Raw genomic sequence first — 17130 nt, 5'->3', positions numbered from 1 at the left:
TCAGTGCGCGAGCTGTTTGATTGCTGCACGTCCGTGCCACTCTTCCTGGCGGGGCGGAGTGGCGCAAGGGATTCACTCCTCGGTGACCGGAGTTTCGTGCAATGCCCGCCACCGGTACCGGGGCGGCGCGGACTCGATGGTCAGAAACGCCGTCGTCCGGCGATCGGCATGCTTTCCGGCGAAGTGATGCCGCTCCAGGAACCGGACCACCGTCACGTCGCCTTCGGCGAACAGCACCTCGACGTCGGAGATCTCGATGTCGAGACCGGGCCGGGAATTGCGCGCCCGCCGCAGTCCGGACAGCAGCTCGGAACGACTCAACCGGGCACCGGAGGTGGTCACCATGGAGAACGTGTCATGCTGCGTCCCGGCGAAACTTTCCAGGACCTCCGGCTCGGCATCGGTGCCGAGCCACGTGGCCAACAGTGCGTGCACGGTCTCGACCTCGGCCACCGGATCGAGTGAATCGGAAGCAGACATCCCCGCAGACTACTCGAGCAATCCGCGCCGGACACCCAGGCGCGCGGCCCGCCGAGTGGCACCTGGCTGCGGCGAATGTCGAGTGCGGTTCTCCATCGTGCGCCACTCGTGGATAGAGGACATCTGAATTGGTATGGGGCGCAAGGAGTCGCCGATCTTGTCCGGTGGTCGGAGGGCGGCAATCCGGCTACCATGCGCTAATGCGATGGGGGAGGTTGGGCGACCGACTGCACCGCGCGGCGTTACTGCTTGCGGTGCTGGCGGCGGTCGTCTGCGGCTTCGGCATCGCGGCGCTCACTTGGTGGCTGCTGTGGCTGGCGTTCGGGGCGAAAGCCGAGACCCCCAATCAACTGGATCTCACCAAGATCGCGCTGGCGGTCGCGGCGGGTGTCGGTGGCGCGGCCGCGCTGGTGGTGGCCTACCGGCGGCAGCGCGACCTCGAACGCGGGCGGTTCGCCGAATTGTTCGGGGCGGCCTCGCAGCAGCTCGGCGATGCCGATGTGGCGGTGCGGATCGCCGGGGTCTATGCGATGGCCGGACTCGCCGACGAATTCCGGTTGCCGAGCAGGCGCCAGCAATGCGTCGACGTGCTGTGCGGTTACCTGCGGCTGCCCTACGACCCGGTCGCCGGTGCGAACCACCTTGTCTCACAGGCGGAAACGGTGGACGAGTCCGGCCTGAAGGTGGAACGGGTCTACCAGTTCCGGCAGAACGATCGCGAGGTGCGCCGCACCATTGTCAAGGTGATCGCCGACCATCTGGAGCGGTCGGCCGATGTCTCCTGGTCGGACTGTGAGTTCACCTTCAACAACGCCGTCATCGAGCGAGCGGACTTCCGGCACGCGGTGTTCCTTGGGCAGCGAACCTCGTTCGCCCGCGCGGTATTCATCGGCCGCACCACTTTCGAACACGCGACCTTCGCCGGTCCGCACGTCACCTTCCGCGAGGCGAAGTTCGAAGGCGGCCCCGCGCTGTTCGATCATGCGCGATTCGGCTCGACCCGTCCCGAGAAGGTCGAACGCGCCGGTTCCGGCACCACCTTCGACGGCGCGACCTTCGACTGCTCCGTGTCGTTCGAGAAGGCCACCTTCGTCGGCCCGCGGACCACCTTCAACGGCGCCCGCTGCACCGGTGCCCGAACCTCGTTCCAGGACACGAAGTTCCACGCCGAGCTCACCTCTTTCGAGCACGCCACCCTGGACGGCCAGCACCTCGCCTTCACCGGCGCGGAGATCTCCAGCCCGCGCATCACCTTCGCCGGCGCGCACTTCGAGGCGGGCACCGTCGCCTTCGACGACACCCGCATCGGCGCTCCCGCGCGCCTGCGCCACCGAGGCACTCGCGAAACCGACTTCAGCCGAGCCGAATTCCACGGCAACACCACCTTCGCGGGCACCACCTTCGCCGGCCGCTCCGTCGATTTCACCGAGGGCGACTTCTTCGGCGACATCTCCTTCGTCGACGCCCGCTTCACCGCCAACGAGGTCGACTTCGACCGCCCCAAGGCCTGGGTCGGCACCCATTTCGACTGGGACGACATCCCTACTCGCAAACCGGCCAACATCAAACCCAACCCGTGGCCGCCGGAACCGCCTGAATAGTCAGGGGACAGGGCCGGGTCGTGCGGTTCGGACGGGTTGGAAGAATCCGGCGGGTAGCAGAGCGGGGCGGCATCCGGATGGACGCCGCCCCGCTCTTGCTAGCTCGGCCAGCCGCCGTACGGGACGGTGATCAATTCCATGAAGTGGCCGTTGGGGTCCAGGAAGTAGACACCACGACCGCCGTCGTTGTGATTGATCTCGTTGACGCCCTGTTGGCGCGGGTCGGCCCAGTGCTCCAACTTGTAGCGCTGGATCTTGGCGTAGGCCGCGTCGAACTCTGGCTCGGAGATCAGGAATGCGTAATGCTGGGGCTGGATTTCGGAAACGTGCGGTGGCACCTTCGCGAAGTCGAAAGTGACGCCGTTATCCAACGGAAGTGGGATGAACGGGCCCCATTCGGCCCCGAGTTCCGAACCGAGGATGTCCGCCCAGAATTCGGCGGTCACCCGATTGTCGTGGCAACCGACAATAGTGTGATTGAACTGTACTGACAGTGGAATTTCTCCTTGTGCAGTGACGATCCCGACCCCGGGCTCGGTACAAGGCAACCAACGGGAGCACCGTCACGGTCGACGACGCTAGCAAACGTCCCATGGATTTCGCCAGCATCCAGTGACGCAGACCATCTTTCGCGGCGGCGGGATCAGCGTCAGCGGGGCAGGCGCAGCACCGCGCGATAGCCGTGATCGGCGGTCGGTCCGGATTCGAAGCTGCCGCCGAGCAGTTCGGCGCGTTCGGCGAGGCCGACCAGTCCGTGCCGGGAGCTGGGCAGCGACACCGCGGGACGGGTCGGCTCGGTATTGGTGACGGTGACGCCGTAGTGATCGCTGTCGTGCCACAGATGCACGAGGGCGGTCGCGCCCGGCGCGTGCTTGCGCACGTTGGTGAGTGCCTCCTGCACCGTGCGGTAGATGGTGCGCTGGCCTGGCGCGCCAAGCTCGTCGGGCAGCTCACCGCGCAGCTCGACCTCAATGCCGCTGGAGTCGAGCAGCTTTCGCAGATCGGCGAGCGTCGGCTGTGGTGTCAGCTCGGTGCCCTGACCGCCCGCGGCACGCAGCAGCGTGACCATGTGCCGGAGCTCGTCGAGGGTGTCGACACTGAGCCTGCGGATGATGCGCGCGGCATCGACCGCGTCGGGGTCGGTGGCGGCGACCTGGAGCGCGCCCGCGCGAACGGCGATCAGACTGACCTGATGTGCGACCACATCGTGCATTTCGCGGCCGATCTGCGCGCGTTCGCGGGCCAGTACGGCCTGGGCGTGCAATTGCCGTTCGTGGTCGCGCGCCTCCTCGATCTCGACCAACCGGGCCGACAGATCGCGGCGGGTCTGCATCAGCTGACCGAGCAGCACGGGCGCACCCGCCCAGGCCAGCGAGTAGGCGAAGGCGACGAGTGTGTCCGGCGGGCGGTAGTCCGTCTGATCGGAGGGCCACGGCGCGGACGCGGCGACCGAGGTGGCCAGGATCGCCGCCACCAGCAGCGTCCGGTTCCGGGTGTGCTCGGCCAGCGTGTACAGGGCGATCGCGGGGGCGGCGAGATTGGCAAGCAGCAAGCTTCCCGGCAGCGTCAGGACGAAGGCCGCCAGCGGGTGCCGTCGCCGCAGCAGCAACGCCGCGCACGCGATACCGCCGACCGCGAGCTTGCCCGGGGAGGTGTCCTCGCCATCGACGAGCACGTCGGCCACGGCCACCGCCACGAGCACGAGGTCGATCAGCCATGGCGGGAAGCGGGTCACGGCAGCAGGCCCGCCCGCTGCGCGAGCAATGCCGCTTGCACGCGACTGGGTACTCGCAATTTGGTGAAGATGGCGCTGACATGGTCCTTCACCGTGCCGACGCTCAGGTGGACGCGCTGCCCGATCTCGGCATTGGACAGCCCCTCGGCGAGGAGCACGAGCACCGTGCGTTCCCGTTCGGTGAGCCGCTCGACGCGGGCGACCTCCGCATCCATCTCCGCGGTGGTGGCGGTCCCGGCGTTGCGGAGCAGAGCGGCCGACACCTTCGGCGACAGCACCACGCCACCGGCGGCGAGGGTCCGGGTCAATTGCGCCAGCTGCTCGGGCTCGGTGTCTTTGAGCACGAAACCCGCTGCGCCGGAGCGCAATGCGGACAGAATGTAATCGTCGGTGTCGAAGGTTGTCAGCATGGCGACCACCGGCGGGTCGGGCACGTCGCGGAGTTGGCGCAGCACGGTCAGGCCATCTACGTCGGGCATTCTGATGTCGAGCAGCACCACATCCGGTCGCGTCCGCTCGACCGCCGCCAGCGCCTCCGATCCGGTCGCCGTCGCGACCACCTCGATATCGGCGGCCGCATTCAGGATCAGCTCGAAACCCGAGCGCACCAGCGCCTCGTCATCCACGACCAGCACCCGGATCACCCGCCACACCTCCTGCCCAGACGTCAGCCCTGTCAGCTGTGAGCCTAGATCCGGGTGTATGTCGACCCCGTCGGCGAGGCGGTGGGGTAGCCGACCGTCGGGGGCGGTCCAGCCGATCGGCGGGGTATCGGCGGCTGACGGGCGGAGGTGCTCCGGCCCGATGCCGGATACCGAGCGGATCGATCTCTCTCAACGCTGAAAGTTATGGGCCACAAGACAGTTCCGCCTGCCGCCGAAGCCGAGCACACTGCTTGGGTGGGTGGTGCGGGTCGGATTGGTGACGCGGATCGGGTTGGTGACGCGGGTCAGGTTTGTGGCGCGGATCGGGTTGGTGGCGCGGCTCTAGCTGGCGGTGCGGATTCGGCGGGCGAGGCGGATCGGGATGGCGGTGCGGGTCAGGCTGGCGGGGCGGTTCGGGCCAGCGGTGTCGGCGAGATGGCGCGCGCCGGTGCTCGGTTGGTCGGTGTCGACCTTGCGCGCGGTATTGCGGTGCTCGGGATGTTTGCCGCTCACGTGGGTCCTGATGCGGGGCGGGGTGGGGGCATCGGGTTCGTCATGGAGCTGACGCACGGACGGTCCTCGGCGCTGTTCGCGTTTCTCGCGGGCTTCTCGATTCTGCTGATCACCGGTCGGCGGGCCGCGAAGACGGGGCGTGACGGCAGGCAGGCGGTGGTGAAGGTACTGATCCGGGCGGGCATCCTGCTCGTGCTCGGTACCGCGCTGACTGCGCTCGGCACCGCGGTCGAGGTGATTCTGGCCTACTACGGGCTGTACTTCCTGCTGGCCCTGCCGCTGCGCAGGCTGCGCGCCGTCACGTTGGCCGTCGTCGCGACGGTGAGTGCGCTGGTGTTGCCGCAACTCTGGTTCGCGGTGCTCGCGCAGGACACCGGCTGGATCGACGCCGTCAACCGATTCGATCCGCTCGCCTGGGCGAGCGGTCGCGGCGATCCGATCGGGAGTGCGGGTGGGCTGACCGGGTTGCTGTTGACCGGTAGCTATCCGGCACTGAGTTGGCTGCCGTTCGTGATAGCGGGCATGGCGGTCGCACGACTCGACTTGTCCGCCACCGTGATTCGCGTCCGGCTCGCGCTGACCGGTGTCGGTCTCGCGCTGCTCGGATACGGCGGTTCCGCACTGGCACTGCAGCTCTCACCAGGCGAGACGACGCCATTCGGAATCATGAACGCGCCCTGGTGGTCCGACCTGGCCGAAGACCCGCCCGGCTGGCGATACCGACTGTCGGCGATCCCGCACAGCGAAAGCACCTTCTCGATCCTGGGTAACACCGGTGTCGCGATCACCGTCCTGGTCGCCTGCCTCGCAGCCTGCGACGGATCCCGGCGGTTCCGGCGCCTGGCCACCCCACTGATCGCGGTCGGCACCATGTCGCTGACCGCCTACGTGTTCCACGTAGCCGCCATCGCGGCGCTCGGCTTCGACACCCTGCCCGCCGACTCCCTCCCGGTCCTACTGGGACTGAGCGTCATCATCCTGATGTTCGCCGCCTGCTGGACCCAATTCTTCCGCCGCGGCCCATTGGAATGGCTGCTGAACCGAGCAACCGCCGTAGCCCACCGCGTGCTGTAGCCACCTTGCGGTCGCCCCTGTGCCTGGGACAGTGGGGGCGGTAGCGTCGGCGGAATGAAGATTCGTGGGGCGGTCCTGGAGCGGATCGCGGCGCCGGTGCCGTTCGCCGAGTCGGCGCCGATCAGCGTGGGTGAGCTGGAACTCGGCGAGCCGGGAGCGGGGGAGCTGCTGGTTCGGATCGAAGCGGCGGGGTTGTGCCATTCGGACCTGTCCGTGGTGGACGGTAATCGGGTGCGGCCGGTGCCGATGCTGCTCGGACACGAGGCGGCGGGCCGGGTCGAGGCGATCGGCCCCGGCGGCAGTGATCTCGCCGTCGGACAGCGCGTGGTGATGACCTTCCTGCCGCGCTGCGGCGCCTGCGCGGGCTGCGCGACCGACGGCCGGACACCGTGCGTGCCGGGCAGTCTCGCCAATAACGCGGGTGAACTGCTCGGCGGCGGGCGGCGGCTGAGCCGGGACGGCAGCGAGGTGCACCACCACCTCGGGGTGTCCGCCTTCGCGACGCACGCGGTGGTGGACCGCAGATCGGTGGTGCCGGTAGCCGACGACGTGCCGCCGGAAGTGGCGGCCGTACTCGGCTGTGCGGTGTTGACCGGCGGTGGCGCACTGTTGAATTCGGCCAAGCCTGGGCAGGGTGACCGGATCATGGTGGTCGGTCTCGGCGGGGTCGGCATGGCGGCGGTGCTGGTGGCGGTGTCGTTGGCGGCCGACGGACATGAGGTGATCGCCGTCGATACTGTCCCGGCAAAGCTCACTCTCGCCGAGGAATTGGGTGCCACCGCGGTCTACACTCCCGCGCAGGTGGCCGAGCTCGGCGTGCAGGCGGAGATCGTCGTGGAGGCCGCGGGCAATATCCGTGCCTTCGAAACCGCCGTCGCGGCAACTGCTCCCGGCGGCACCACGGTGACGGTCGGGCTGCCCGCTCCGGACGCCCGCGCCAGCATCTCGCCGCTTGCTCTTGTCGCGCAAGGCCGTTCGATCGTCGGCAGCTACCTCGGTTCGGCCGTGCCCTCGCGCGACATTCCTGCCTACGTCGACATGTGGCGAGCGGGCCGCCTGCCTGTCGAACGGTTGGTGTCCGCGCATATCGGCCTGGACGAAATCAACCACGCCATGGACGAACTCGCCGCAGGTCACGCGCTGCGACAGGTGATCGTCTTCGACTGACGGCGCGCACCGCAGTGACGCTGATCATGCGGCGCGGCAGCGGGCGGGGTGTGAGCTGGTTGCTTACCTCGACGTGCGTATTCGACCGAAAAGTTCGTACTTGTCGGCGATTCGGGCGCTGCCGAGACTTGCCTTCCGTAGGGGCAATGACTTGGAAGGAAGCCACGATGACCGATGGCGCACGGGAACCGGTGACCGTTCTCGGATTGGGAGCGATGGGACGGGCGCTGGCCGAGGCATTCCTCGCGGCGGGGCACCCGACCACGGTGTGGAACCGGAGTCCGGAACGGGCGGCACCGTTGATCGCCGCAGGAGCGACGCACCGTCTTGCGATCGAGGACGCGGTGCGGGAGAGCCCGCTCGTCGTCTCCTGCCTGACCACGTTCGGGGCCACGCTGGAGAGTTTGGCGCAGGCAGGCGAGGCGCTGTCGGGCCGGACGTTGGTCACGTTGAACAGCGGAACGCCGTCGGGCGCAAGGGAGTTGGCCGAGTGGGCGGCCGCCCGCGGTGCTCGGTTCCTCGGCGGTGCGATCAAGAATGTGCCCGCGGCGGTCGGGCAGCCGGACACCCAGCTCTACTACGGCGGTGACCGGGAGATCTTCGACGAGCATGTGGAGACGCTGCGCGTCCTCGGCGGGGACACGATCCACCTCGGCCCGCAGCCGGATCTCGCCGCGCTGTACGAGTCAGCGGTCGGTGCGACGCTGCTGCCCGCACTGCTCGGATTTTTCGAGGGTGCCGCCGTATTGACGGCCCGCGGACTGACCGCGCAGACGATGGTGCCTTATGCGACCAAATGGCTGCAGATGATCGAGTCGTTGCTGCCGATCATGGCCGACGAGATCGACACCGGCGACTACACGAAACTCGGTTCCTCGGTCGACGTGTTCCATGCGTCCATCGGGAACGACGAGGAACTCGGCGCGGAGACAGGGGTCGATATGTCTTGGCACGCACCGATGTACGACCTGCTGCGGCGCGCGGTCGCGGACGGACACGGTGCGCACAGCATCACGTCGGTGATCGAGGTGCTTCGCAAACCGGCAGCATGAACAGTCACGCAAGCGGTTTCGGGTCAGTCCTCCATGGCGTCGACGAATCGTCGGAGTAGGCGGGCGAATTCGGCCCGCTCGCCGGTAGTCCAGTCGGACATGGCCGCGGCCATGGCGGTGCGGCGCCCGGTCTGGGCGGCCGTCACCGCCTGCTGTCCGTTGTCGGTGAGCCGGAGTACGGCGCGTCGCCCGTCGTGCTGGTCGGCTACCCGTTCCAGTAGGCCGAGCGAAACCGCCTGTGCGACAAGGCGGCTGGCGCGCGGCTGATCGACGCCGAGAGCCGGGGCCATGGTGCTGACGGTGGGGGATTCGGTGCAGGCCACGGCATCGAGCACTCGGAACACGGCGACCGGGATGGGGGAGTGGCCAGCTAGTGCCCCTCGGGTCTGTCTGCGCCGGATTCGGACCATCGCCGCTTCGACGGCTTCGGTGATCGCATCGTGCTCGTCCATCGGTGCACTCCTCCTTCCCGTGCATTTTTCCACTTGAAGCAATTACATGTAAAATTACATATAGTTGTCTTGAAGCATATGTGGAGGAGTGATGGCTGTGCAGCGCCGGATCGGCTACTGGCTCGTCGAACTCGATCGACTGATCAACGAGCGATTCGAGGAGGATCTCGCCGCCGGTGGGCTGGGCCGCGGGCGCTGGCAGATTTTGCACTCGCTCTCGGACGGGCCGCAGTCAGCAAGCGATCTGCGCGACGCATTGGATGCTTTCCTGACCGACCCAGCGGAGTGGGCTGCCGAGTTGGCTGCGGTGCTGGCCGGGGGTCTGGTGGTCGAAGAGTCGGGCACTCTCTCGCTGACCGACGCGGGTCGGGCCACCCACGATCAGGCGTGGGCTCGGATCGGGGCGCGCCGCCGGGAGATGACCGAGGGCATCACCGACGCACAGTTCGCCGAAACGATGTGGGTGCTGGAAAAAATGGCCGCCAATATGGCTGGCGCCGAGGCGGTTCGGTAGGTAGTCTCGATCTGACTAGAGTAGTCAAAGTGGTCGAAACGGGTGATCAGATGGCTCGAAAGCGGTCGGAGCGACCTGACGTCGCATGGCCACTTGCCGACGCGAAGGCCAGGTTGTCCGAGTTGATCGACATCGTCGAGCGGGAGGGGCCGCAAGTGATCAGCAAGCATGGACGAGAGGTCGCTGTTGTCGTACCGATCGACGAGTGGCGGCAGAAAACGAGCAGGCAGGGGAGCCTCGCCGAGTTCTTCGCGGCTTCGCCGCTGCGCGATTCCGGAGTAGAGATCGAACGCATCCATATGGATGTCCGTGACGTCGAGCTGTGAGGAACTATCTGCTCGATACGAGTGCGGTGTCGGAATGGGTGAAGCCTCGGCCGGATCCCGGCCTCACCCAATGGCTCCACACGACTGACGAGGACCGGCTTCATCTCAGCGTCATCACCCTCGGCGAAATCCGTAAGGGCATCGAGAAGATGCCGGATTCGCCCAAGAAGCGGCGGCTGGTGGAGTGGCTGACGGAATCGCTGATCGACCGGTTCGAAGGGCGCCTCCTGTCGGTAGACGCGACAGTCGCACAAGCATGGGGACGGATGGTTGCGCGAACTGAAGGGAACGGAAATCCGGTCGAGCCGGCGGACGCGCTGATCGCGGCGACCGCCGTATCGCACGGGCTGGAGGTTGTCACGCGGAATGTCGGACATTTCGGACCGACCGGGGTGGCGATCGTATGTCCCTGGCACGGCTAGTCAGGACGCCGTGAGGAATTCGTGCACTACATCGATGTAATCGGCGGTTCGACTCAATAGCAATGAATGACCGCCCTCGGCGAAGGTGCGGAAATCGCAGTTCGGGTGCAGTTCGCGCAGGCGCTCGGTGTGGGAGGTGGTGATCAGCGGATCGTCGTCCGCGCGGAAAATCAGGGTGGGTCCGTCCCAGGCGGGACCACGCATGAGTTCGTCGACGCCCTCGGCGAGTTCGAGCAGTAGACGATACGAATTGGCGGCACCCGCGCTGCCCGCCGCGTCGGAGGTCGACACCACCTGTTCGATCCAGAACTCGGCGTCATCGGAGTCCTTCCAGGTGCCGCGCAACGCGGTACGAATCGCTTCCTGGGTCTCCGACCATGGCGTCGCCAAGGTGGTCTCGACTCGCATACGCAGGCGCTCCACATCTTCCGGCCCGTACAACCCGGTGCTCGACAAGATCAGCGATCGGACCCGATCCGGCGCACGACGCGAAAGGAGTTCGGCGAACATGCCACCCGCCGACTGACCGACCACATGAACCAGATCGATCCCCTCCGCATCGAGCAGCGCCACCAGGCCATCGACCAACTCCGCACAGGACCCCACGCTCGACGGATAGTCGGGAGCAAGGGTTCGGAACCGCGGTACCAGCGCGTGCGCCAGATCGATCCAGCCGATACCGATCCCCGCACCGCCGCTGAGCAACAACACCGGATCGCCTCCACCGCCGGTGTAGTAGTGCCAATCATGTTGCCCGACAACAAGTCTTTTGCTGTCGTGCTCCTGAAGAAAAACCGCTGCCCGCTCACGAATCGAAGTCACCTCCGCGACGGTAGGGGAGATACCGGCCGTACGCAAACATGCGCATGTAGCAATGTGAATCACAGAGGTCAGCGGACCACCACCCCGGCACGGTCGATAGGCTGACACCGACGAAAACGGAAAGAGGAGGAGCGGTGACCATACGGGTCGGAGTGCTCGGAGCGCGCGGCAAAGTCGGACAAGCAATCTGTGCGGCCGTGGAAGCGGCGGCCGACCTGGAACTCGTCGCGGCCGTCGACAAAGACGATTCGCTCGACGCGTTCACCGAATCGAACACGCAGGTGGTCGTCGACTTCACCCATCCAGACGTGGTGATGGGGAACCTGAAGTTCCTGGTGCAGAACGGCATCCACGCCGTCGTCGGCACCACCGGCTTCGACGCCGCCCGCCTCGACGAAGTGCGCGCCTGGCTGGCCGACCGCCCCGAAACCGGCGTGCTGATCGCACCGAACTTCGCCATCGGCGCGGTGCTGTCCATGCGGTTCGCCGAACAAGCTGCCCGGTTCTTCGAATCGGTAGAAGTCATCGAACTGCACCACCCGAACAAGGCCGACGCACCCTCCGGCACCGCCTACCGCACCGCCGGACTGATTGCCGCCGCCCGCGAGCAGGCAGGCATCGGCCGCAGCCCCGACGCCACCAGCACCGAACTGGACGGCGCCCGCGGCGCCGACGTCGACGGCGTCCGAGTGCACTCGGTCCGCCTCGCCGGCCTGGTCGCCCACCAGGAAGTGCTGTTCGGCACCCAGGGTGAAACCCTCACCATCCGGCACGACTCCATCGACCGCTCCTCCTTCGCCCCCGGCGTGCTGCTCGGCGTCCGCGAGATCGCCAACCGCCCCGGCCTCACCGTCGGCCTCGACCCCTTCCTCGACCTGTGATCAACGGCAGCGAGCGGACCGTCGCCACCGCACCCTCCCGCAATGGTGCAGCTGCGCGCCGCCGAGGCGGAATCATGAGCGACTGGCAGCGAGTGGACCCACCAACACCGCTTGCCGTCGTGCGTGACGGAGCCGAGCACCGGCACGGTGCGCACGGTGGAGTAATGGGCGAGCGTCAGCGGGTGGGCACGTCGACACGGCTTCGTGTTGTGCGTGACGGGCGCCAGTTTCGGCACGGTGGAGTCGCGGGCGAGCGTCAGTGGTTGGGCGCGTCAATGCAGCGCGCCGTCGTGCGTGACGGAGCCGAGCAGCGGCACGGTGGAGTAAGGGGCGAGCATCAGCGGGTGTGCACGTCGACACGGCTTGCCGTCGCGTATGACGGGTCCGGGCGCGGGTGCGGTGGAGTCGTGGGCGAGCGAGCTGTGAACGCCGTGCGCGAGCGAATCATTCGTTCGACGACCGCGGGCGCCGGCGAGGTGTGGGTGTGAACGCCGCGGGATCCGGGGCGGACGAGGACGGGCAGAACCGGGAAGTTGTCAAGGTTGTCGCACTCCTTGCGGCCCTTGTGCTCGTGCTCGGCTTCTACTTCCTGCTCCTCGGCCGAATCGCGTTCAGCCTCATCGACTCCGGCGGTGTCGCCGCGATCCTCATCGGCATCGGCGTGCTGATCCTGCCGTTCGTCGGCGTCTGGGTCGTCGCCGCCACCGTGCGCGCCGCACTGGCCCACCAACATCTGGCCCGCCGCATGCACGCGGAAGGCCGCGAACTCGACACCACCCATCTGCCCCGCCGCCCCTCCGGCCGCATCGAACGCGACGCAGCCGACGACCTGTTCAACCAGGTCAAGGCCGAATGGGAAGCCGACCCCGACAATTGGCGCGTCTCCTACCGTTTGGCCCGCGCCTACGACTACGCCGGCGACCGCACCCGCGCCCGCGCAACCATGCGCCGCGCAGTAGCACTGGAAAAGCTCGAACGCGACCAATCAGCTTAGGCGTACCAGCACCTTCGCTTCGGCTATGCGCGGTCTGGGGACAGGCGCGCCCCGGCTGCGCCTGTTCTGCGTACCTCCCCATCCGCTCCGGCTGCCGCCATTCAAGGGGTGGACCGCGCTGTTCTGCGTACCTCTGCGTCCGCTCCGACCTCGCGCGGTCCTCCGTCTGGCGCGGCTGTTCTGCGTACTCCGCGTCCGCTCCGGCCGTGTGCGGTCTGCTGACGGACTCCGTCCGGCCGCGACTGTTCTGCGCGCCTCCGCGTTCGCCCCGGCTGTGCGTCGTCCAAGGCCGGACCGTGACTTCGTGTGTACCTCCGCGTTCGCTCCGGCCGTCTGTTGCCGGGGACGGACTCCCAATGGCTGCGGCTGTCCTCCGTGTTTGCTGTGGCCGTGCGCCATTCAAGGCGGACGGCGCCTGTCCTGCAGGTCTCCGCGTTGGTACGGCTGTGCGCCGTTCAAGGACAGGCCGCGCCTGTTCTGCGCGCCTCCGTATCCCCTTCGGCCGTGCGCGGTCTGCTGGCGGACTTCTCCAGCTGCGCATAACCTGCGCGCCTCCGCATCCGCTCCGGCCATGCGCGGTCCGTGGCGGACTCCATCCGGCTGCGCCTGTTCTGCGTACCTCCGCGTTTGCCCTGGCCGTGCGCGGTCTGTGCGCGGACTCCGTCCGGCTGCGCTGTCCTGCGTAGCCCGCATTCACTCCGGCCGTGTGCGGCCTGCTGACGGACTCCGTCTAGCTGCGGCTGTTTGCGCGCTTCCGCGTTCGGTTCGGCGTGCGCCGTTCAAGGACGGACCCCGCCTGTTCTGCGTACCTCCGCCTTCGCCCCGGCCGTGCGCAGGTTGAGGACGGACTAGTCCCTCCACGCGCAGCAGTGTCAGCTCGCGGCGAGGACCTCGTCGGCGGCGCGCTCACCCGCCTGGATGGCGCCGCTCATGAAACCCATCCAGGTGTCGGCGGTTTCGACGCCGGCCCAGTGCAGTCGGCCGACCGGTGCCTTCGGTAGGCGACGGGCGGTGGTCAGCGCGCCGGTGGTCAATCCGCCCTCGCAGCCGAACGTGTAAGGCTCGTCTGCCCAGTTCTTTTCTACGTACGCAACGGGTTCGAGCGCGGGCGGGCCGAACAAACGCGCATACGCCGCCAGCACTGCCTCGCGTCGTCTGTCAGCATCGTCCTCGGCTTCGTTCACCGTCACGTAACTGGCCAAGATGCCGATCGAGCCGTCCGGTGGCGATACGTCGGTGACGCCGGGGATCGCGTCGAGGTCGCCGAGTGCCGAACCGGACAGCCCCGCTTCACGCCAAAATGGTTGCGGGTAAACGACATTGATCTTGCGGCCGTGCACCGGCTGCCACGAATCCTGCAACAGGGTGCGGTCGATCGGCAGTTTCGGATCGAAGCGCACATTCCGAACCCCCGAAGGGGTAATCGCCATGATCACCCGCTTCGCGTCGAATTCCGCAGCGGCGCTGCGCACTACGACATCGCGACCCTGCCAGGCGATCTCCTGGACGGGGGAGTCGAGGATCACCCGTTCACCGAGCGACGCGGCGATCGCACGCGCCAATGCTTGTGCGCCGTCGGCGAACCGGAAAATCTTGGTCTGCTGTCCGGAGAGCAGCGAGCCCACGCCGCCCCAGGTGTTCAGGAAGTGCAAGGCGAACAGGAGTGACACCGACGCGGGAAAGTACCCGGCGAAGCTCGACTCGAACAATCGGCGTGCCTGAGCCGACGGCACTTCCGCCGCCAACCAGGAACCCATCGTGCGCCGATCGAGTTCGACGGCGTCGGGTGCAGTCCACGGCGCGTGCGGCGGCACGGTCGCGGCCAGTTCGTCCAGTAGCCTGATCGCCCGGACGAGGTCCAGCAGGTCATCGGGCCGCATCGGCAACTGCTTCCACCGTGCCGCGAGGCCGAGCGCCACCCGCAACAGCGGCCGCAGCGCCGGGTTGCCGAGCAACTTCATACCGCGCGTCGATCCGAACTGAAAGGTGTGCGCGAGACCATCGGCATAGAACAGGAAGCGCCCGTCGAAACTGCCCTCGAACAGCTCGACGCCATGGGCTGCGGCCAGCCGAAAGACGTTCTGGTGCACCGGATATACCAGCGAAGCACCCTCGTCCAGGATGACCGCCCCCGCTCGCCCGTTACGCGTTCGCCCGCCGACCCGCGGCTTGGCTTCCAGCACAGCGACGGACTGCCCACCGTCCACCAATCGCCGCGCGGCCGCCAGCCCTGATAGTCCGGCGCCGATCACGACTACATCGACCCGTCGGTTCTGTGGCTGCGACATCGATACCTCCATTGAACGCGGAATCACCAGCGGCGAACCACTGGGGCGTACGTAGTACGAATCTCTCGTACAACGTACGGATACTCGTTCAATGTACGTCCGGCCGTAGAATCAGGCAATGCCCCAACGGAATTCGGTATGGCTGCGCCCGGCAAAGGCGGCGCGCACCCCTCCGGCACTCGACCGCGACCAGATCGTGGCCACCGCCGTCGCACTACTCGACGAGGAGTCCGTGCAAGGCCTGACCATGCGCAAACTCGCCGCCCGACTCGAAGTGCCCCCGATGACGCTGTACGGATACGTGTCCACCAAGGACGACCTGCTGGAATTCGCGGTGGACGCGGTGTTCGCAGAGACTCTCGACGACACCGCTCCGTCCGGAGAGTGGCGCGCCGACCTCACCGCGATCGGACATCGGACGTTCCAGGCTTTGCTGCGGCACCCATGGGCAGCGGCGCTGGTCGGCGACAACCCGCCGATGGGCCCCGCCGCCGTCGCGCAATTCGGCACGATCCTGCGCGTGCTGACCGACGCGGGCTTCTCTGGCGAGCAACTCGACGCGGCAATGGCCGGTTTCTACTACTACGTGCTCGGCGCGGCACTGGCCGAATCCGCTTGGGCGCGAGCCGGTCGACCGGATTCGTTAGCGCCAGAACACGTTTCACACTTGACGTCCGCCGACGGCCGCGACATCACGCCGGTCGCGGAGTACTTCGGCCGATACCCACGCCCCGACTCGACACGACGATTCGAACAGGGTCTGCACTGCGTCCTGGACGGCCTGCGTCGATCTTGAGCCGCGGCGGTGCGGGGCGAACGGTCGGCACTAAGCTCGTCCTGTGGCGCAGCTGCTGATCATCCATCACACGCCGTCCCCGCACATGCAGGCGATGTTCGAGGCGGTGGTGTCCGGCGCGACCGACCCGGAGATCGAAGGCGTCGAGGTCGTGCGCCGCGCCGCGCTGGCCGTCACCGCTTCCGACGTGCTCGCCGCCGACGGGTACCTGCTCGGCAGTCCGGCGAATCTGGGTTACATGTCGGGCGCGCTCAAGCATGCGTTCGACACGTTCTACTACCCGTGTCTCGACTCGACTCGGGGTCGGCCGTTCGGCTTATATCTGCACGGTAACGAGGGCACCGAGGGCGCCGAAAACGGCATCGCACGGGTGACCACCGGTCTCGGCTGGGAGCAGGCGGCCGCGCCGGTAATCCTGTCGGGACCACCGAGTAAGGACGACATTCAGCGCTGCTGGGAACTCGGCGCAACCCTCGCCGCTCAACTGATGGGCGAATGACAGTTTTTATCCCCGAAATAGCTAGCGGTGACAATCGCTGCCGGACCTGCGAAAGAAACGGCCCCGATTTCTGGTGTCTGACCATTCGGTGCTTCAGCCCGGCATACTGACAGAACGTTGTTGCGGTGGGGATGTGACGAGTTTGCTCGGGAATGGAGATTTCAGGTGACGTTGGCCGAAGGGGGCGAGAACGCACCGCGCCGGATCGGAGTGGTCGAAGACCACGAATCGGTTGCGATCGGACTGGCCGCCATGCTTGCGCCGGAATCCGACCTCGACCTGGTGCTGACCGCCGGTACGGTGCCGGAACTGCTGGCCGCCGCCCAGGACCTGCCGCAACTGGACCTGGTCGTGCTCGATCTGCGATTGGCCGATGGGTCGACGCCCGAAGACAACGTGCGCGCCCTGCGCGACCGTGGCATCGAGGTATTGATCTTCACCGGCGCGGACAACGCGTTCCTGGTGCGTTCCGCCGCGCGGGCCGGTGTGCTCGGCGTGGTGCGCAAATCCGAGGACGTGCAGACCGTGGTCGCGGCGGTGCGCCGCGCGGCTTCCGGTGAACAGGTGGTGACCACCGACTGGGCGGCCGCCATCGACGGCGACCCGCAACTGTCCGACGTCGGGCTCAGCCCGCGTCAGGAAGAGGTGCTCACGCTGTACGCGTCCGGCGAGAAGGCCTCCCGGGTCGCGCGTTTGACCGGTCTGTCCGAACAGACGGTCAACGACTACCTCGGTCGCATCCGGCAGAAGTACGCCGACGCGGGACGGCCGGCGCCGACCAAGACCGACCTGTACAAGCGGGCGGTGGAGGACGGCTGGCTTCCGGTGCCCGAGCGGCATCCGCGCGCATGATTGCGTCCAGCATGCTGG

The 17130-nt window shown here is 67.2% G+C and carries 20 protein-coding genes; 12 read left to right on the top strand and 8 right to left on the bottom strand.

Annotated elements, in window-relative coordinates; translation table 11 throughout:
* Window positions 1–72: 72 nt before the first annotated feature.
* Window positions 73–480, bottom strand: a complete 408-nt coding sequence (locus KV110_RS29355; RefSeq protein WP_218470450.1) for a DUF4440 domain-containing protein — start codon at window positions 478–480, stop codon at window positions 73–75.
* A gap of 200 nt (window positions 481–680) precedes the next feature.
* On the opposite strand from KV110_RS29355, the gene KV110_RS29350 reads away from it, so the two are divergent.
* Window positions 681–2081, top strand: a complete 1401-nt coding sequence (locus tag KV110_RS29350; RefSeq protein ID WP_246634062.1) for a pentapeptide repeat-containing protein — start codon at window positions 681–683, stop codon at window positions 2079–2081.
* A gap of 98 nt (window positions 2082–2179) precedes the next feature.
* Here the strand turns inward: KV110_RS29350 and KV110_RS29345 are convergent, their stop codons facing one another.
* The 4 genes from KV110_RS29345 to KV110_RS41670 all read right to left on the bottom strand — a co-directional run bounded on the left by KV110_RS29345 (window position 2180) and on the right by KV110_RS41670 (window position 5030).
* Window positions 2180–2575, bottom strand: a complete 396-nt coding sequence (locus tag KV110_RS29345) for a VOC family protein (protein WP_218479039.1) — start codon at window positions 2573–2575, stop codon at window positions 2180–2182.
* A gap of 155 nt (window positions 2576–2730) precedes the next feature.
* Window positions 2731–3816 carry a sensor histidine kinase gene (locus tag KV110_RS29340; protein ID WP_218470449.1) on the bottom strand — a complete coding sequence of 362 codons (1086 nt, stop codon included), beginning with the start codon at window positions 3814–3816 and terminating at the stop codon, window positions 2731–2733.
* Window positions 3813–4460, bottom strand: a complete 648-nt coding sequence (locus tag KV110_RS29335) for a response regulator (protein ID WP_218470448.1) — start codon at window positions 4458–4460, stop codon at window positions 3813–3815. Before KV110_RS29335 ends, KV110_RS29340 begins: the two co-directional genes overlap by 4 nt.
* A 342-nt stretch (window positions 4461–4802) precedes the next feature.
* Window positions 4803–5030, bottom strand: a complete 228-nt coding sequence (locus tag KV110_RS41670) for a hypothetical protein (RefSeq protein ID WP_246634060.1) — start codon at window positions 5028–5030, stop codon at window positions 4803–4805.
* Between KV110_RS41670 and KV110_RS29330 the strand changes: the two genes are divergently transcribed.
* The 3 genes from KV110_RS29330 to KV110_RS29320 all read left to right on the top strand — a co-directional run bounded on the left by KV110_RS29330 (window position 5016) and on the right by KV110_RS29320 (window position 8266).
* Entirely contained in the window at window positions 5016–6047 is a 1032-nt protein-coding gene (locus KV110_RS29330; protein WP_246634059.1) for a DUF418 domain-containing protein, read from the top strand. The genes KV110_RS41670 and KV110_RS29330 overlap by 15 nt on opposite strands.
* Window positions 6048–6101: 54 nt before the next feature.
* Entirely contained in the window at window positions 6102–7214 is a 1113-nt protein-coding gene (locus tag KV110_RS29325; RefSeq protein WP_218470446.1) for an alcohol dehydrogenase catalytic domain-containing protein, read from the top strand.
* 167 nt (window positions 7215–7381) lie between these two features.
* The gene (locus KV110_RS29320) at window positions 7382–8266 is read left to right on the top strand and encodes an NAD(P)-dependent oxidoreductase (RefSeq protein WP_218470445.1); all 885 of its coding nucleotides are present in this window, start codon (window positions 7382–7384) and stop codon (window positions 8264–8266) included.
* A gap of 23 nt (window positions 8267–8289) precedes the next feature.
* Here the strand turns inward: KV110_RS29320 and KV110_RS29315 are convergent, their stop codons facing one another.
* On the bottom strand, window positions 8290–8718 hold the full coding sequence (locus KV110_RS29315; RefSeq protein WP_218470444.1) for a MarR family winged helix-turn-helix transcriptional regulator: 429 nt from the start codon (window positions 8716–8718) through the stop codon (window positions 8290–8292).
* 91 nt (window positions 8719–8809) lie between these two features.
* On the opposite strand from KV110_RS29315, the gene KV110_RS29310 reads away from it, so the two are divergent.
* From KV110_RS29310 to KV110_RS29300, 3 genes are read left to right on the top strand one after another with little or no spacing between them, the layout of a single operon-like run.
* Window positions 8810–9232 (top strand): MarR family winged helix-turn-helix transcriptional regulator, encoded by a 423-nt coding sequence (locus tag KV110_RS29310; protein WP_218470443.1) that lies wholly within the window; start codon window positions 8810–8812, stop codon window positions 9230–9232.
* Between the two features lie 29 nt (window positions 9233–9261).
* Window positions 9262–9558, top strand: a complete 297-nt coding sequence (locus tag KV110_RS29305) for a type II toxin-antitoxin system Phd/YefM family antitoxin (RefSeq protein ID WP_246634058.1) — start codon at window positions 9262–9264, stop codon at window positions 9556–9558.
* Entirely contained in the window at window positions 9555–9980 is a 426-nt protein-coding gene (locus KV110_RS29300; RefSeq protein ID WP_218470442.1) for a type II toxin-antitoxin system VapC family toxin, read from the top strand. Before KV110_RS29305 ends, KV110_RS29300 begins: the two co-directional genes overlap by 4 nt.
* Here KV110_RS29300 and KV110_RS29295 read toward each other — a convergent pair whose 3' ends face one another.
* Entirely contained in the window at window positions 9981–10802 is an 822-nt protein-coding gene (locus tag KV110_RS29295; RefSeq protein WP_218470441.1) for an alpha/beta fold hydrolase, read from the bottom strand.
* A 134-nt stretch (window positions 10803–10936) separates the two neighbouring features.
* Between KV110_RS29295 and dapB the strand changes: the two genes are divergently transcribed.
* Together dapB and KV110_RS29285 are read left to right on the top strand one after the other, a co-directional pair.
* A complete protein-coding gene (gene dapB, locus KV110_RS29290) occupies window positions 10937–11683 on the top strand; it encodes a 4-hydroxy-tetrahydrodipicolinate reductase (protein WP_218470440.1) in 747 nt (248 codons plus the stop codon).
* Window positions 11684–12167: 484 nt separating this feature from the next.
* Entirely contained in the window at window positions 12168–12677 is a 510-nt protein-coding gene (locus KV110_RS29285) for a hypothetical protein (RefSeq protein WP_218470439.1), read from the top strand.
* A gap of 872 nt (window positions 12678–13549) precedes the next feature.
* On the opposite strand, the gene KV110_RS29280 is transcribed toward KV110_RS29285, so the two are convergent.
* The gene (locus KV110_RS29280) at window positions 13550–14965 is read right to left on the bottom strand and encodes a flavin monoamine oxidase family protein (protein WP_218470438.1); all 1416 of its coding nucleotides are present in this window, start codon (window positions 14963–14965) and stop codon (window positions 13550–13552) included.
* A 118-nt stretch (window positions 14966–15083) separates the two neighbouring features.
* Between KV110_RS29280 and KV110_RS29275 the strand changes: the two genes are divergently transcribed.
* The 3 genes from KV110_RS29275 to KV110_RS29265 all read left to right on the top strand — a co-directional run bounded on the left by KV110_RS29275 (window position 15084) and on the right by KV110_RS29265 (window position 17112).
* Window positions 15084–15761 carry a TetR/AcrR family transcriptional regulator gene (locus tag KV110_RS29275; RefSeq protein ID WP_218470437.1) on the top strand — a complete coding sequence of 226 codons (678 nt, stop codon included), beginning with the start codon at window positions 15084–15086 and terminating at the stop codon, window positions 15759–15761.
* Window positions 15762–15804: 43 nt separating this feature from the next.
* A complete protein-coding gene (locus KV110_RS29270) occupies window positions 15805–16260 on the top strand; it encodes a flavodoxin family protein (RefSeq protein ID WP_218470436.1) in 456 nt (151 codons plus the stop codon).
* Window positions 16261–16425: 165 nt separating this feature from the next.
* Window positions 16426–17112: a response regulator transcription factor gene (locus KV110_RS29265; protein ID WP_218470435.1), complete on the top strand. Its 687-nt coding sequence runs from the start codon at window positions 16426–16428 to the stop codon at window positions 17110–17112.
* Window positions 17113–17130: the final 18 nt, after the last annotated feature.

The organism is Nocardia iowensis (assembly GCF_019222765.1).
GTDB classification, from domain to species: Bacteria; Actinomycetota; Actinomycetes; order Mycobacteriales; family Mycobacteriaceae; genus Nocardia; species Nocardia iowensis.
Note: the sequence above shows the minus strand (reverse complement) of the source record. Positions and strands in the feature narration are given on the sequence as shown.